The organism is Blastococcus sp. TF02-09, from assembly GCF_003319105.1.
Taxonomy (GTDB): domain Bacteria; phylum Actinomycetota; class Actinomycetes; order Mycobacteriales; family Geodermatophilaceae; genus Blastococcus.
The window spans coordinates 64,020-78,919 of record NZ_QOHH01000004.1 but is presented as its reverse complement, the minus strand read 5'-3'; the positions used below and the strand labels follow the sequence as shown (position 1 = coordinate 78,919).

Genomic DNA, 14,900 nt, shown 5'->3' with positions numbered 1-14,900 from the left:
CCCTCTCCCCTGCTTTTCCGCGGAGAAGCGGTCCGCTTTTCCGCGGAAAAGCAGACCGGTTGCTCAGCGGGAGGAGAGCTCCAGGGTGTCGGCGGGGACGGAGTCCATGTCCGGGCCCGACGTGCGGGTGCGCTTGAGCTCCCAGAAGTCGGGGAGGTTGGCCAGCAGCACCGCGCCGTCGAACGCCTTGCCGGCGTCCTCACCGGTGGGGACCTTGCTGATCACGGGGCCGAAGAAGGCGACGCCGTCGATGTGCATGACGGGCGTGCCGACGTCGTCACCGACCGGGTCCATGCCCTCGTGGTGGCTCTTCTCCAGCGCCTCGTCGTACTCGGTGGAGGTGGCGGCCTCGGCGAGGGAGGCCGGCAGACCGGCGCGCTCCAGCGCGGGCGCGATCAGCTCGTCGAGCTCGGCCTGCTCGTGGTGCCGCAGGGTGCCCATGGCGGTGTAGAGGTCGCCCAGGACCTCGTCGCCGTGCTGCTGGGCGGCGGCGATCGCGACCCGCACCGGACCGATCGCCTTCTTCATCATCTCCTGGTACTCCTCCGGCAGGTCGCGGCCGCGGTTGAGCACGGCGAGCGACATGACGTGCCAGTGGAGGTCGATCTCGCGGACCTTGGCGGCCTCGAGCACCCAGCGGCTGGTGAGCCAGGCCCACGGGCACAGCGGGTCGAACCAGAAGTCGACGCGGGCCTTCACGGGCGCGCTCTGCACTGCCTCGGTCATGGTGGTTCTCCTCGCGGTCGGTGCCCCGGGGGTGCTCACCGGGGCTCTCGTCGGGTGCCAATCAGCATCGGCGCCCGCTTGTTCCCCCGCAGGACGGGACGGCGATGCGCCCCGGGTGATCGCAGCGGGCGCGAATGACGTCGTCCCCGCGTGGGAAGCTGCCGGACGTGGCCGCACCCAACCTGACCCGCACCGATGCCGCAGCGCGCGCCGAGCTGCTGACCGTCGAGAGCTACGACCTCCAGCTCGACGTCACCGACCAGTCCGGCCGTCCCGGCGAGCGCACCTTCGAGTCGACGACGACCGTCGTGTTCGGCTGCCGCGAGCCCGGCGCCGCCACGTTCATCGACCTGGTCGCCGACGGTGTCCGGTCGGCCTCCCTGAACGGCGTCGAGCTGGACATGAGCACGTGGACCGAGGAGGCCGGCCTCCCGCTGCCCGACCTTGCGAAGCAGAACACGCTGGTCGTCACCGCCGACTGCCGCTACTCTAACAGCGGCGAGGGCCTGCACCGCTTCCTCGACCCCGAGGACGGGCAGGTCTACCTGTACACGCAGTTCGAGCCGGCCGACGCCAAGCGGATGTTCGCCTGCTTCGACCAGCCCGACCTCAAGGCCACGTTCACGCTGCATGTGACCGCGCCCTTCGACTGGCAGGTGGTCTCCAACAGCGGCGACCGCACCGTCGAGGCCGGCGCCCACGGCGCGCAGCTCGTGCACTTCGCGCCCACCAAGCGCATCTCGACCTACCTGGTCGCGCTGATCGCCGGGCCGTATGCCAAGGTCACCGACTCCCACGACGGCATCCCGCTGGGCCTGTACTGCCGCGCGAGCCTCGCCCAGTACCTCGACCCCGACGAGCTGTTCCGGGTGACCAAGCAGGGCTTCGACTTCTACCACCGGGTCTTCGACTACCCGTACCCGTTCGACAAGTACGACCAGCTGTTCGTGCCCGAGTTCAACGCCGGGGCGATGGAGAACGCCGGCGCGGTCACCTTCCTGGAGGACTACGTCTTCCGCTCCAAGGTGAGCCGGGCCCGGTACGAGCGCCGGGCGGAGACCGTGCTGCACGAGCTGGGCCACATGTGGTTCGGCGACCTGGTGACCATGCGCTGGTGGGACGACCTGTGGCTCAACGAGTCCTTCGCAACCTACATCAGCACGCTGTGCCAGGCCGAGGCGACCGAGTACACGACCGCCTGGACGACGTTCGCCAAAACCGAGAAGGCGTGGGCCTACGCGCAGGACCAGCTGCCTTCGACGCACCCGATCGCCGCCGACATCCCCGACGTCGCCGCCGTGGAGGTCAACTTCGACGGCATCACCTACGCCAAGGGCGCCTCGGTGCTCAAGCAGCTGGTCGCCTACGTCGGCCGGGACGAGTTCCTCGCCGGCGTGCGCCGGTACTTCCGCACGCACGAGTACGGCAACACCACCCTCGCCGACCTGCTCGGCCCGCTCTCGGAGAGCTCCGGGCGCGACCTCACCGAGTGGGCCGACCAGTGGCTGCGCACCAGCCAGGTCAACACGCTGCGCCCGGTCTTCGAGATCACCGACGACGGCCGGTACGGCAGCTTCGCGATCGAGCAGACCGCCGTCGCCGAGCACCCGGTGCTGCGCAACCACCGGCTGGCCGTCGGGCTCTACAGCGAGGGACCCGACGGGCTGACCCGCAGCCACCGCGTCGAGCTGGACGTCGCCGGCGCGCGGACCGAGGTGCCCGACCTGGTGGGCCACCCGGCCGCGGACCTCGTGCTGGTCAACGACGACGACCTGACCTACGCCAAGCTGCGGCTCGACGAGCGCTCGCTGGTCACGCTGCGCGCCCGGATCGGGGCAATGACCGATCCGCTGGCCCGGGCGCTGTGCTGGTCGGCGGCGTGGGACATGACCCGCGACGCCGAGCTGCCCGCCCGCGAGTGGGTCGAGCTGGTGCTGGCCGGCATCGGCTCGGAGACCGAGATCAGCGTCGTCCAGTCGCTGCTGGCCCGGGTGCAGTCGGCGCTCAGCAGCTTCGCCGACCCGACCTGGGCACCCACCGGCTGGACGCTGCTGGGCGACCACGCCCTCGCGGCGCTGCAGTCGGCTCCGGCAGGCAGCGACGAGCAGCTGGTGTGGTCGCGCACCCTGGCCAGTGCCGCCCGCACCGACGAGCACGTCGCCGCACTGCGCGGGCTGCTCGACGGCTCCGGCACCGTCGAGGGGCTCGTCGTCGACGCCGACGCGCGGTGGTCCTTCCTGCACGGGCTGGTGGCCATCGTCGCGGCCGGCGACGCCGAGATCGACGCGGAGGCCGAGCGCGACGCGACGGCCACCGGGATCCGCCGGGCGGCCACCGCCCGCGCCCTCCGGCCCACCGCCGAGTCCAAGGCCGAGACCTGGCGGAAGTCGTTCCACGACGACGAGGTGCCCAACGCGGTGCACGAGGCGATCGTCGCCGGCTTCTGGCACCCCGCCCAGCGCGAGCTGACCGCGCCGTACGTGGACCGCTACTTCGCGGACATCCGGTCGATCTGGGACCGGCGCCCGGGTGAGATCGCGAAGAACGCCGTGCAGTACCTGTTCCCGTCCGTGGTGGAGCCGCGCACCATCGTGGCGGCCGACGCCTGGCTCGCCGACGCGAGCCAGCCGGCGGCGCTGCGGCGGCTGGTGTTCGAGGGCCGGGACGGCATCGCCCGGGCTCTCCGCGCCCGCGAGCGGGACGCCGAAGCCGGCCTGTGAACGGCGAAGGCCCCGTCCCCCTGTGGGAGACGGGGCCTTCGTCGCTTCAGTGGTGCCGGTGGGACGGGCGGCCGGCCTGGTCGGACAGCTGACGCAGCCCGTTGACGATGCCGCCGACGAGGTCGCCCCCGGCGAAGGCGGTCGTCATCGACAGCACCGCGAGGGCGCACGCGCGGTCGGGCAGCCGGCGGGCCGCGGCGGAGCCGGTGACCACCTCGACGACGCGCTGGCCGGGCGAGACGGCGATGAGCACGGCCTCGGCGGTGTTCCCGCCGGAGTAGGCGTGCAGCTCCTCGGCGCGGGCCCGGGTCGGGGTGCCCAGGTCACCCACGTACAGGGTGAAGCGCAGGCCGGTCTCCCGCGAGGACATGGTCAGCGCCTCGTCGATGCGGGCCAGCTCGCGGAAGCTGAAGATCTGGTCGATCCCCTCGTCCGTGCGCGCGGGCAGCGTCGAGTGCGTCGCGGTGTCGTGGGACTCGACTTCGAGAGCGCGGGTCATCGCGGGCCTCCGGCCAGGTCGATCGCCGGTGCGGCGAGGGTCGTCGGACGTGCGGCGGGCATCGGGCTCACCAGGTGCCCCGGGCGCCGCCGAGCGGGCCGGCCGGGCGGGGGGCGCGGGCCGCGGAGGCGCCGTCGGCCGACGGTCCGCCGCTGACTGCGTGGGTGGCGGCCGCGTCGGCGCCGTGCCGCTCGCCGTAGACCGAGGAGCCGATGGCGGCGGTCTCGCCGTCGCCGTGTCCGCTGCCGTGGCCGGTGGCCTCCGGGTGCGGCTCGTACCAGACCGGCTCGTGGGTCCACGGCTGCCCCGGCTTGTAGCGGGGGCGCCGGTTGCGTGCGGCGGGTCCGATGGTCAGCAGCGCCAGCAGCAGCACGACGGCCAGCGGGGCCGCGACGAACACGAGGATGGTCTCGGCAGCGGTCACGCCCACAACCTACCGGCACCCGGTGCCCTCAGCCCGCCGCGCTCCCCCAGGCGGCGGGGTGTCGGGAGGCCCAGGGCCGGGCCTGCTCCAGCTGCGCGGACAGCGCGATCAGCGTGGCCTCGTCCGCCGGGCGGCCGACCAGCATGCTGCCCACCGGGAGCCCGGCGGCGGTCCGGTGCAGGGGCAGGGAGACGGCCGGCTGCCCGGTGATGTTGGACAGCGCCGGGAAGGCCGCGTAGCGCTCGTTGCGCGCGAAGTCCGCGGCGCCGTCCCCGTCGGCGTCGAACCACCCGATCGGCCGCGCGGTCATGGTGGTCACCGGGGCCAGCAGCACGTCGAAGCCGGCGGTCGCCCGCAGGAAGCGGCGCGAGACGGCCCGCAGGGTGGCGAGGGACTCCAGGGCGTCGCGCGCCGACAGCGCCAGCCCCCGGGCCCGCAGCTCCCGGGTGAGGGGGCGCAGCTCGCCGACCCGGCCCTCCGGCACCTGCAGCGTGGCCCCGGACAGCGCCCACACCCGCTCGAAGGCCGGGAGCACCTCGGGACCGAGCAGGCTGGGCGGCGCCTCCTCGACGTCGTGCCCCAGCTCGGCCAGCAGCCCCGCGGCGTCGTCCAGCGCGGTGACGATCTCCGGTTCCAGCACGGCATCCGGCATCGGCGACTCGGTGAAGACGGCGATCCGCAGCCGGCCCGGCGGGCGGTCGGCGGCCGCCAGGAAGGTCTCCCCCGGCGGTAGCGGCGGCGCCCACCACGGGTCACCCACCTCCGGGCCGGCCATCGCGTCGAGCACCGCGGCGGCGTCCCGCACGGTGCGCGCCAGCGGCCCGTGGGTGACCAGGCCGGTCACCTCGCTGCCGAGCGGCGCGTTGCTCACCCGGCCGCGCGTGGGCTTGAGGCCCACCAGCCCGTTGACGCTGGCGGGGATGCGGATCGAGCCGCCGCCGTCGCTGCCGTGCGCGACGGGCACCAGGCCCGCGGCCACCGCGACCGCCGCTCCCCCGCTCGAGCCGCCGGCCAGGAGGGTGGGATCCCACGGGCAGCGGGCCGGGCCGACGACGTCGTTGTCGGTGTACCCGGGGAAGCCGAACTCCGGGGTGTTGGTCTTGCCCACGCTGAGGGTCCCAGCCGCGGCCAGCCGGGTGACGACGGCGTCGTCCACGGTGGGCACGTGGTCGGCGGTGACCCGGGAGCCGAACGTCGTCCGCACCCCGGCGGTGCTGGTGAGGTCCTTGATCGCGGTCGGCACCCCCAGGAGCGGGGGCAGCTCGCCCCCGGCGCGCAGCCGGCGCTCGGCCTGCGCGGCAGCGGCCAGGGCGCGCTCGGGGGTGACGGTGATGAACGCGCCGAGACCGGCGTCGAGGGCCTCGATCCGGCGCAGGCAGTGCGTCACCAGCTCCGTGGGGCTCACCTCGCCCGAGCGCACCGCCGCGGCCTGCTCGAGCGCGGTCAGGTCGTGCAGCCGGGTCACACGACCGGACGCTAGTCGTGCCCCCGCGCACGTCCGGCCCGGCCGTCCCGTACACAAGGAGCCATGGACCTCTCCCGTGCCGCCGCGGAGGCCCTCGACGCGGCCGACCCCCTCGCCGGTTTCCGCTCCCGCTTCGCCGGTGCCGACGAGGACGGCCCCGGCCGGCTGCTGTACCTGGACGGCAACTCCCTGGGCCGCATGCCGCGGGCCACCCCCGCGGCGGTCACCCGCGTCGTCGAGCAGGAGTGGGCACGCGGCCTGGTCGGCTCCTGGTCGCAGTGGATCGGCGCGGCCACCCGGCTCGGGGACGAGCTCGGCGCCGGGGTGCTGGGAGCCGGCCCGGGTCAGGTGCTGGTCGGCGACTCGACCACGGTGAACCTCTACAAGCTGATGGTCGCGGGGGCCGCCGCCCGCCCGGGGCGCGACGTGCTGGTCTGCACCGCCGACGACTTCCCGACCGACCGGTACGTGGTGGCCGGCGTGGCCGAGAGCCGGGGCATGACCGTCCGGGAGATCGACGCGCACGTCGACGAGGGCCTGGACCTGGCGGAGCTCGCCGCGGCGCTGGACGAGCGCGTCGCCGTCGTCGTCCTGTCGCTGGTGGCCTACCGCTCCGGCGCGCTGGCCGACGTCGCGGAGGTGACCCGGCTGGTGCACGAGTCGGGCGCCCTACTGCTGTGGGACCTCTCCCACGCGGTCGGCGCGGTGCAGGTGGAGCTGGACGCCACCGGCGCGGACCTGGCCGTGGGGTGCACCTACAAGTACCTCAACGGCGGGCCGGGGGCGCCGGCGTTCCTGTACGTGCGCCGGGATCTGCAGGACGAGCTGCGCTCGCCCATCCAGGGCTGGTTCGGGCAGCGCGACCAGTTCGCGATGGGTCCGGTCTACGCGCCGGCCGACGGCATCGAGCGCTTCGGCGTGGGGACGCCGCCGGTGATCGGCATGGCCGCGGTCGAGGTCGGCGCGGGCATCGTGGCCGAGGCCGGCATCGGGGCGCTCGCCGCGAAGGGCCGGGCGATGAGCGATCTCGTCGTCGCGCTCGGCGACGAGTGGCTCGTGCCCGCCGGGATGACGCTGGCCTCCCCGCGGCAGGCGGTCCGCCGCGGCTCGCACGTCACCTTCGCCCACCCGCAGGCCTGGCAGCTGACCCAGGCCCTGGTCGACCGGGGCGTGGTGCCGGACTTCCGCACCCCCGACCGGGTGCGGCTGGGCCCGGCACCGCTGTACACCCGGTTCGTCGACGTCTGGGACGCCATGGACCGTTTCCGCGCGTTGCTGGCCGACCACTCGTACGAGGCCTATCCCGCGGAGCGCGCCCGCGTCACCTGAGGCCGGTCAGGACCGCGCGACGACGACCAGGTTCTCCGTCGACCGGCCGCCGTCCTCCTGCGTGCAGGTGATGAGCACCAGCCGGCCCGGGACGGCCTCCCACACCTCGGCGGCGTCGGGCAGCTCATCCTTGTCGTACCGCTGGGTGCGCTCGACGGTGTACGCGACCGTGCCGCCGGGGGTGCTCACCTCGACGACGTCCCCGGTGCCCAGCGTGCTGTCGCCGTCCTCGTCGAGCAGCGGGTCGAAGCCGTACCGCCCGGTGTTGGTGGAGTGGGCGGCCAGGTACAGCGTGTTGTCGGCCTCGGCGGCGTCGCCGACCGGGTCGCCGTAGGGCTCGATCCAGTAGGCCGCCGTGAGGGTGGGCGGGTTGATCGCCCCGCTGCGCGGCGTCAGGGGCAGCACGGGCAGGTCCATCCCCAGGGCCGGGACGACGACGTGCACGTCCGAGGCCGGAGTGGGCAGGGCCTGGCCGGCCGTGGGCAGCGCGGGCTGCGCGTCCTCGGCCGGCACCGCCGCCTCCTCGGGTGCGGCGTCGGCGGTAGGGCTGGACGCCGCGGACGTCGGTGCGGCCGCTGCCGCCTCCCCGCCTTGCAGGCCGAGCGCGACCACCGTCCCGCCGGCGATCGTGAGCGCGAGGAGTCCCGCGCCCACGGCCACCCGGCGGGACGGCCTGGTCAGACCCCGCACGGGCTGCCCTCGACCACGGGGCGACGACGACCGCGGACGACGGCCGCGCCGGCACCCGCCACGAGCAGCAGGCCCGCGCCGGCGGCGAGCATCGGGCCGGTGCCGGCCTCGGCCTCGACCTCGGGCAGGTGCACGCCGGTGTTGGAGCGCAGCCCCGGGTTGAGCTGCGGAGCGGCGGGCGGAGCCGGTGCGGCGACGGGAGCGGCCGCCGGTGCCTCGACGGTCAGCTCGGCGAAGACGGTGGAGAACCCGCCGGTCGGGGTCTCCTGCAGCACGTACAGGCCGTACGAGCCGGGCTCGGCGTCCGCCGGCACCGCGAAGCTCGCCTGCGGGCCCGTGACGTCCACGGTCAGCTCGCTGACGGGCCCGGACTCGAACCCGTCCTCGTCCAGCTGCGCGAGAGCGACCTGGACGCCGGAGAGGTCGGTGAGGCCGAGCTCGCGGAGGATCGAGTCCTCGGTGAGAACCAGCGTGACCGTGGAGCCGGGGGTCGCCGGCGTCGGCAGGGGGCAGCTGTCCCAGGAGGAGAGGCCGCACGGGATCTGCGAGGTGGCGGTCAGCACGGGGTGCACCGTCTGCGGCGCGGGCGGCGTCGCGGTGTCGAACTCGATCTCGTAGTCGATGGTGTCGTAGACGTCGCCGAAGGCCGGTCCCAGCGACGACGTGAGCCCACCGATGGACAGCGTGCCGACGTCGCCGACGAACGGGTCGTCCGCCGGCAGGGTGACCTCGACGGCGTCGGAGGAGGGGGTGCTGACGAGGTATTTCGGGTTGGCCGAGGCGAAGCGGGAGGAGTAGGTCGCCTCGGGGATGCCGTCCTCATTGTCGTCGAAGACGAGGTCGGCGGTGGCGGTGGAGGCGTCGAGCCCGTCGGGCAGCTCCACGGTGATCGTCCCGGTGAACTGCACCGGCACCGGCACGAAGTCGCTCAGCGCGGTCGCCTCGCTGACCGACATGCCCATCCCGCTGTAGTACCCGCCCACGTCCCCGCCGAAGTTCTCGATGGGGAGGGCGGCGATCGCCACCTCGGTCGGCTCGAGCGAGACCACGACGCCGTCGGCCGCGGCCGCCGGCGATGCGGTGCCGACGAGGGTGGCGACGGCGCCGACGCCAGCGCCCGCCAGGAGCAGTGCAGGCCGCCGGCGCAGCCCGGTGCTGGTGGACATGAGGATGCCTTTCGCCGAGCGCAGCACCCCGTCGGCGCCGATTGAGGTCGGACGCTAGTGGTCCGGGCACTTCTCGCCCGCTCCGCGACACGCCGCCACGCCGGAGTCGTCACACATGTCCGACGCCGCAGCGATCAGGGCACCGAAGCGTCGGCAGATCTGCCAGGCAACCGGGTGGGCTCAGTCGGGGTCGGGAGCGCCGATCGGGTTGCCGGCCGGCCAGTGACCTGCCGCGACGACGGCGCGGCGGACGGGCCGGAGGAGCTCGGCGAGCCGGTCGCAGCCCTGCGCCCCGAGCGCCTGCCAGGGCCCGAGGGCCAGCCGGTCGGTGTCGGCCTCGATCGCGGTCGCCATGGCCAGGCCCTGCGCGGTGAGCGCGCCCCGGTCGAGCCAGCCCCGCTCGGTCAGGCTCCGTTCGGCGTCGTCCCAGCAGGCGTCGTCCCAGCCCCGGGCCTTCTGCAGCCACGCGCGATCGGACCGGCCGGCCGCGGCGGCCAGGACGTGGGCCTGGATCCCGTCCACCTCCCGGGCCACCAGCGCGACGGTGTGGCCGTCCCCACGGTGCTCGCGCAGGGTGGTCAGCGCCTGCCACAGCACCAGGTGCGGCTTCCCGGGCACCACCACCGCGGTGTTGGCGGCGGCGAGCGGGCGGCCGGGCGCGTCGACGGCGGCCGCGGCGGTCGCGGCCAGCTGCATCGCCTCGACGGCGTGCTCGGAGGTGGTCCACTCTTCGCCGAGCACCCGTCGGATCGCCCCGTCCACCCCGGACAGCCGGGCCTCGAGCGCCACCGCCGGGGTGACCGCTTCCCACACCGCCGGCACCCGGCGGGCCACGAAGTCCGGCGCGAAGTTGACGAACGTCGCGGTGACCACCTCGGGGCCGACGGCGCCCAGCGGTGCCGCACGGCCGGCGAAGTACCCCGACCAGAACCCGCGCAGCCCGGCCGCGTCGAAGGCGGCGGCGGCCTCGTCGGCGAAGTACGTGAGCGCATGGAACGGCTCCGCCAGGCTCCACAGCAGCCGAGCGGTCCCCGGAGACGTCATCTGTCGCTCCGGTGGCCGTCCGGCCCCGTCCCGAGGCTCGCCACGAGCCTGCGAGTGGTGAGGAGGACGGGGTCCTCTATCACGCGGACACGCTCTCGGGCATGCCGAGCCACTCCCGCCAGCGCGGGTCGACGGTGCGGTGGCCCAGCAGCCGCCAGGCCGCACCGGTCGGCGTCCGCGGCGGGTGGGGCAGCGCCCAGCCGAGCTCGGCGAGCGAGCGGTCGGCCTTGGTGTGGTTGCACCGGCGGCACGCGGCGACGACGTTGTCCCAGGTGTGCGTGCCACCGCGGCTGCGCGGTACGACGTGGTCGATGCTGGTGGCCGAGCCACCGCAGTAGACGCAGGTCTGCCCGTCGCGGGTGAACACGGCGCGCCGGGACAGCGGCACCGACGAGGGGTAGGGCACCCGCACGTAGCGGGTCAGCCGCACGACGACGGGCACCGCCAGGCTGACGGTGGCGGCGTGCACGACGTCGGCCGCCGAGTCGACCGGCACGGCCTTGTCGGCGAGCACGAGCACGATCGCCCGGCGGCTGGACACGACGCACAGCGGCTCGAACGTGGCGTTCAGCAGCAGCGTGGCGCTGGTCGTCCCGGGTGAGGGCACGGGCAGGACCGATGGACGGGAGGGGTCGCGGCGCGGGCCTGGATGACCCGCCGTCGACCCGGACGCGGCGCGCAGCACGGATCACCTCCGGTCGCCGCGGACCGCCGGTGGCTCCGAGACCCGCGGGCTGCCCCATTCTGACCTGCAAATCCCGGATCGGCGCTGCCGAATTCCTGGCGGCCCGGCCGGGCGTCCCCGGGCGCCGCTACCGTGGGATCGATGCGCTACCCCGAGGCCCCGTGGCTCGACCTCGTCGAGGACCTGCACGGACACGTCGTCGCCGATCCCTACCGCTGGCTGGAGGACGCCGACGACCCGCGCACCGTCGCCTGGAGCGAGGCTCAGGACGCGTTGGCCACGGAGGTGCTGAGCGGGCTGCCGCAGCGCGCGGCCTTCGCCGCCCGCCTGGAGGACCTGGTGCACGCCGGCGCGGTCGGGCTGCCCGTGTGGCGGGGTGACCGCGCGTTCTCCACCCGCCGCGACCCGGGCCAGGAGCACGGCGTCCTGCGGGTGACCGAGGCCGACGGCACGGTCCGCGTGCTCGTGGACCCCATGGCCCTCGACCCGGCGGGCACCACGACGCTCGACGCGTGGTCGCCGTCGATCGAGGGCGACCGGCTGGCCTACCAGCTCTCCACCGGTGGCGACGAGGAGTCGCGGCTGTTCGTGCTGGACGTGGCCACCGGCGAGGTGCTCGACGGTCCGGTCGACCGCTGCCGGTACTCCCCCGTGGCCTGGCTGCCGGGCGGCGAGGAGCTGTTCTACGTCCGCCGGCTCGCGCCCGACCTGGTCCCGGCCGGCGAGGAGCAGTTCCACCGCCGGGTCTGGCGGCACCGCGTCGGGTCCGACCCGGACGACGACGTCCTCGTGCACGGCGAGGGCAGCGACCCGGCCAGCTACTTCGGCGTGCACACCAGCCGCGACGGCCGCTGGCTGGTCGTCTCCCGGTCGGTGGGCACCGCGCCCCGCGACGACGTGTGGCTGGCCGACCTCTCCGGCGACGGCGTCCTGCGCGAGCTGCAGATCGGCGTGGACGCGCAGACCTCGGCGTGGGTCGCGCGCGACGGCCGGCTGTGGCTGATGTCGGACCGGGGCGCCCCGCGCTGGCGGCTGGCGGTGGCCGACCCGGCCGACCCCGCGACCTGGGCCCCGGAGGCGTGGCGGGACGTCGTCCCGGAGCAGGACGGCGCCGTGCTCTCCGACGTCACCCTGGTGGACGGGCCGGACGGCGAGCTGCAGGTGCTGGCCGTGCACGCCGTCGACGCCACCGACCGGCTCTCGGTCTGGGCCGCGGACGGTTCGGGGCGCCTCGGCGACGTGCCCGCCCCCGGCGCCGGCAGCGTCTCCGGCGTCGTCTCCCGGCCCGAGGGAGGGTCCGAGGCCTGGGTGGGCTACACCGACTACGCCACTCCCCCTTCGGTGCTGCGCTGGGACGCCACCTCGTCGGCGGCACCGGAGGACTGGGAGCGGGCCGCCGTCGCCGGCGCCGTCCCGGAGCTGACCGTCGTCGAGACGCACGCCACCTCGGCCGACGGGACGCCGGTGCACCTGTTCGTGCTGTCGGCGACCGGCACTCCGGACCGGCCCCGGCCGGCGGTGCTCTACGGGTACGGCGGGTTCAACGTCTCCCTTACCCCGGCCTACAGCGCGCAGGCGCTGTCCTGGGTCGCCGCCGGTGGCGTCTGGGCCGTAGCCAACCTCCGCGGCGGGTCCGAGCACGGCGAGGAGTGGCACCGGGCCGGCATGCGCGAGCGCAAGCAGAACGTCTTCGACGACTTCGCCGCCGCTGGTGAGCACCTCGTGGCGCAGGGCTGGACGACGCACCGGCAGCTGGGCATCTTCGGGGGCTCCAACGGCGGGCTGCTGGTCGGGGCGACGCTGACCCAGCGGCCCGGCCTGGCGGCCGCTGTCGTCTGCAGTGCGCCGCTGCTGGACATGGTGCGGTACGAGCTCTTCGGCCTGGGCCGCACCTGGAACGACGAGTACGGCACCGCGGAGGACCCCACCGAGCTGGGCTGGCTGCTGGGCTACTCGCCGTACCACGCGGTCCGCGAGGGGACGGCGTACCCGGCGGTGCTCATCACGACGTTCGAGTCCGACACGCGTGTCCACCCGCTGCACGGGCGCAAGCTGGCCGCCGCGCTGCAGCACGCCACCAGCGCCGAGGCGCCGGTCGTCCTCCGGCGCGAGGTCTCCGTCGGGCACGGGGCGCGGGCGGTCAGCCGGACGGTGGGGCTGGCCGCCGACCAGCTCGCGTTCCTCGCGCAGCACACCGGTCTGGTCCTCCAGGAGAATTCGAGCGGCTCCCCTGGCTGACATCGCCACTCACGCCTGAGAGTATTTGCCTCGGTGATGGACGGGTCACTAACAGTGGCCGCGGAGCGCTCGGCGTCACGCGCCGGGGAATGCGGGGTGCCCATGGACGCTCTCGGCACGACCACTTCCGGCCCGGCGCGACGCAGCCCGGGGTCCCGGTGAACGCCACCGCGCCGGAGGACACCGACCCGGCCGGCCTCACCCGCCCCGCGACGTACCGCGAGGTCTTCGCCGTCCGCGAGTTCCGGCCGCTGTTCGGCACGTTCCTGCTGTCGACGGCCGGCGACGAGCTGGCCCGCGTCGCCCTGACGGTGCTGGTCTACCAGCGCACGCAGTCACCGCTGCTGTCCGCCCTGACCTTCGCCATCAGCCACTTCCCCTGGCTCATCGGCGGCCCGCTGCTGTCCACGTTCGCCGACCGGCTGCCCCGCCACCGCGTGCTCGTCGCCACCGACACCGTCCGCGCCCTGCTGCTCGCGCTGATGGCGATCCCCGGGATGCCCCTGCCCGTGCTGCTGGGCCTGCTGCTGCTGGTGTCGCTGTGCGCTCCACCGTTCGAATCGGCCCGGTCCGCGCTCATGGCCGACGTGCTCGACGGGGACCGCTACGCCGTCGCCACCTCGCTGACGACGGTGACCCTGCAGCTGGCCCAGGTGGCCGGGTTCCTGGTCGGCGGCGCGCTGGTCGCCGTCGACCCCTCGCTGGCGCTGGCCATCGACGCGGCCACCTTCGCGATCTCGGCGCTGTGGCTGTCGGCGCGCCTCCAGCGGCGGCCCGCTCCGGGCACCACCACCGGCTCGCTGTGGCAGGACACCGCCGAGGGGCTGCGCTTCATCGGCCGCGCTCCCCGGATGCTCGCGATCATCGCCGTCCTCTGGGTTGGCGCTCTCTTCGGCAACGCCTGGGAGGGCGTGGCCGTCCCGCTGGCGGCGCAGCTCGGTGGGGGCAGCATGGCCGTCGGCGTGCTGCTGGCGGCCAATCCCGCCGGGGTGGTCGTCGGCGGGCTGCTGCTGGGCCGGCTCGTGCCCCCGGGGCGCCGGGAACGCCTGGTCGTCCCGCTGGTGCTCGCGTCCCTGGCACCGCTGCTGGCCGGCGGGCTGGTGGTCTCCCTCGCCGGCGCGGGCTGGTCGTCGTTCTCGACGCTGCTCGCGCTGCTGTTCCTGTCGGGGCTGGGCTCGTCGTGGCTCATCCCGCTGAACATCTCTTTCGTGCAGGCGACGCCGGCACCCTTCCGCGGGCGCGCGTTCGGCGTCGCGGTCAGCGGTCTCTACGGTGTGCAGGGGCTGGGGGCGCTGGCCGCCGGGCTCGCCGCGGAGGGCGTGGCGCCCAGCGGCGTCCTGGCCCTGTGTGGCGGGGTCGGAATGATCGCCGTCGCTCCGGCGCTGCTTGCGTATCGGCGGACGCAGGGGGCCTCCGCCGGAATCGACCCTGAGGGAGCAACACCGGCATGAGCGAGTCGAGGCGGTCGCCGTCGGAGCGGACCGCTTTCTACGACGAGGTCGGCGGGCACGCCACCTTCGAGCGGCTCGTGGCCCGCTTCTACGCCGCCGTCCGCACCGACCCGGTCCTCGCGCCGCTGTACCCGCAGGACGACTGGGAGGGCGCCGAGACGCGCCTGCGCCGGTTCCTCGAGCAGTACTGGGGCGGCCCGACGACCTACTCCGACGAGCGCGGGCACCCACGGCTGCGGATGCGGCACGCGCCCTTCGCCATCGGCCCGGCCGAGCGCGACGCCTGGCTCGCGCACATGCGGGACGCCGTCGACTCCCTCGAGCTGCCGCCCGAGCAGGACGCCACGCTGTGGGGGTACCTGTCGATGGCCGCGCGCAGCATGCAGAACCGCTTCCCGGCCGACGCCGGCAGCGACCTCACCCCGTAGTCCTCCCCGCCCGTCCCGGCCCCGGCCGACCTGAT

At 74.7% G+C, this 14,900-nt stretch carries 13 protein-coding genes; 5 read left to right on the top strand and 8 right to left on the bottom strand.

The features are described from left to right. Positions 1–63: 63 nt before the first annotated feature. A complete protein-coding gene (locus tag DQ239_RS07745) occupies positions 64–726 on the bottom strand; it encodes a DsbA family protein (RefSeq protein ID WP_113833848.1) in 663 nt (220 codons plus the stop codon). Between the two features lie 167 nt (positions 727–893). On the opposite strand from DQ239_RS07745, the gene pepN reads away from it, so the two are divergent. Then, positions 894–3,446: an aminopeptidase N gene (pepN, locus tag DQ239_RS07740; RefSeq protein ID WP_113834033.1), complete on the top strand. Its 2,553-nt coding sequence runs from the start codon at positions 894–896 to the stop codon at positions 3,444–3,446. Positions 3,447–3,492: 46 nt separating this feature from the next. Here the strand turns inward: pepN and DQ239_RS07735 are convergent, their stop codons facing one another. From DQ239_RS07735 to DQ239_RS07725, 3 genes are all read right to left on the bottom strand, one after another. Then, the gene (locus tag DQ239_RS07735; RefSeq protein WP_113833847.1) at positions 3,493–3,945 is read right to left on the bottom strand and encodes a DUF5130 family protein; all 453 of its coding nucleotides are present in this window, start codon (positions 3,943–3,945) and stop codon (positions 3,493–3,495) included. A 67-nt stretch (positions 3,946–4,012) separates the two neighbouring features. Beyond that, positions 4,013–4,369, bottom strand: coding sequence for a hypothetical protein (locus tag DQ239_RS07730; RefSeq protein WP_113834032.1), 357 nt, complete (start codon positions 4,367–4,369; stop codon positions 4,013–4,015). 28 nt (positions 4,370–4,397) lie between these two features. Continuing rightward, complete coding sequence (locus DQ239_RS07725; protein WP_113833846.1) at positions 4,398–5,834, bottom strand: amidase; 1,437 nt, start codon at positions 5,832–5,834, stop codon at positions 4,398–4,400. 63 nt (positions 5,835–5,897) lie between these two features. Here DQ239_RS07725 and DQ239_RS07720 point away from each other — a divergent pair, with 63 nt between their 5' ends. Then, complete coding sequence (locus DQ239_RS07720; RefSeq protein ID WP_113833845.1) at positions 5,898–7,163, top strand: aminotransferase class V-fold PLP-dependent enzyme; 1,266 nt, start codon at positions 5,898–5,900, stop codon at positions 7,161–7,163. 6 nt (positions 7,164–7,169) lie between these two features. On the opposite strand, the gene DQ239_RS07715 is transcribed toward DQ239_RS07720, so the two are convergent. From DQ239_RS07715 to DQ239_RS07700, 4 genes are all read right to left on the bottom strand, one after another. Further along, entirely contained in the window at positions 7,170–7,817 is a 648-nt protein-coding gene (locus DQ239_RS07715) for a class F sortase (RefSeq protein ID WP_233488891.1), read from the bottom strand. Positions 7,818–7,840: 23 nt separating this feature from the next. Then, positions 7,841–9,019: a hypothetical protein gene (locus tag DQ239_RS07710; protein ID WP_113834031.1), complete on the bottom strand. Its 1,179-nt coding sequence runs from the start codon at positions 9,017–9,019 to the stop codon at positions 7,841–7,843. 180 nt (positions 9,020–9,199) lie between these two features. Beyond that, positions 9,200–10,063, bottom strand: a complete 864-nt coding sequence (locus DQ239_RS07705) for a hypothetical protein (protein WP_113833843.1) — start codon at positions 10,061–10,063, stop codon at positions 9,200–9,202. Between the two features lie 79 nt (positions 10,064–10,142). Continuing rightward, the gene (locus tag DQ239_RS07700) at positions 10,143–10,670 is read right to left on the bottom strand and encodes an HNH endonuclease (protein ID WP_113833842.1); all 528 of its coding nucleotides are present in this window, start codon (positions 10,668–10,670) and stop codon (positions 10,143–10,145) included. Positions 10,671–10,889: 219 nt separating this feature from the next. Between DQ239_RS07700 and DQ239_RS07695 the strand changes: the two genes are divergently transcribed. The 3 genes from DQ239_RS07695 (at position 10,890) to DQ239_RS07685 (ending at position 14,865) form a co-directional block, all read left to right on the top strand. Next, entirely contained in the window at positions 10,890–12,986 is a 2,097-nt protein-coding gene (locus tag DQ239_RS07695; protein WP_113833841.1) for a prolyl oligopeptidase family serine peptidase, read from the top strand. A 158-nt stretch (positions 12,987–13,144) separates the two neighbouring features. Further along, positions 13,145–14,437: an MFS transporter gene (locus DQ239_RS07690; protein ID WP_233488889.1), complete on the top strand. Its 1,293-nt coding sequence runs from the start codon at positions 13,145–13,147 to the stop codon at positions 14,435–14,437. Then, positions 14,434–14,865 carry a globin gene (locus tag DQ239_RS07685; protein WP_113833840.1) on the top strand — a complete coding sequence of 144 codons (432 nt, stop codon included), beginning with the start codon at positions 14,434–14,436 and terminating at the stop codon, positions 14,863–14,865. Before DQ239_RS07690 ends, DQ239_RS07685 begins: the two co-directional genes overlap by 4 nt. Positions 14,866–14,900: the final 35 nt, after the last annotated feature.

What these genes read in the sequence shown, in the direction of transcription:
- DQ239_RS07745 (WP_113833848.1), bottom strand. Translation starts at nt 726, where the DNA reads ATGACCGAGGCAGTGCAGAGCGCGCCCGTGAAGGCCCGCGTCGACTTC.
- DQ239_RS07735 (WP_113833847.1), bottom strand. Translation starts at nt 3,945, where the DNA reads ATGACCCGCGCTCTCGAAGTCGAGTCCCACGACACCGCGACGCACTCG.
- DQ239_RS07720 (WP_113833845.1), top strand. Translation starts at nt 5,898, where the DNA reads ATGGACCTCTCCCGTGCCGCCGCGGAGGCCCTCGACGCGGCCGACCCC.
- DQ239_RS07710 (WP_113834031.1), bottom strand. Translation starts at nt 9,019, where the DNA reads ATGTCCACCAGCACCGGGCTGCGCCGGCGGCCTGCACTGCTCCTGGCG.
- DQ239_RS07705 (WP_113833843.1), bottom strand. Translation starts at nt 10,063, where the DNA reads ATGACGTCTCCGGGGACCGCTCGGCTGCTGTGGAGCCTGGCGGAGCCG.
- DQ239_RS07695 (WP_113833841.1), top strand. Translation starts at nt 10,890, where the DNA reads ATGCGCTACCCCGAGGCCCCGTGGCTCGACCTCGTCGAGGACCTGCAC.
- DQ239_RS07685 (WP_113833840.1), top strand. Translation starts at nt 14,434, where the DNA reads ATGAGCGAGTCGAGGCGGTCGCCGTCGGAGCGGACCGCTTTCTACGAC.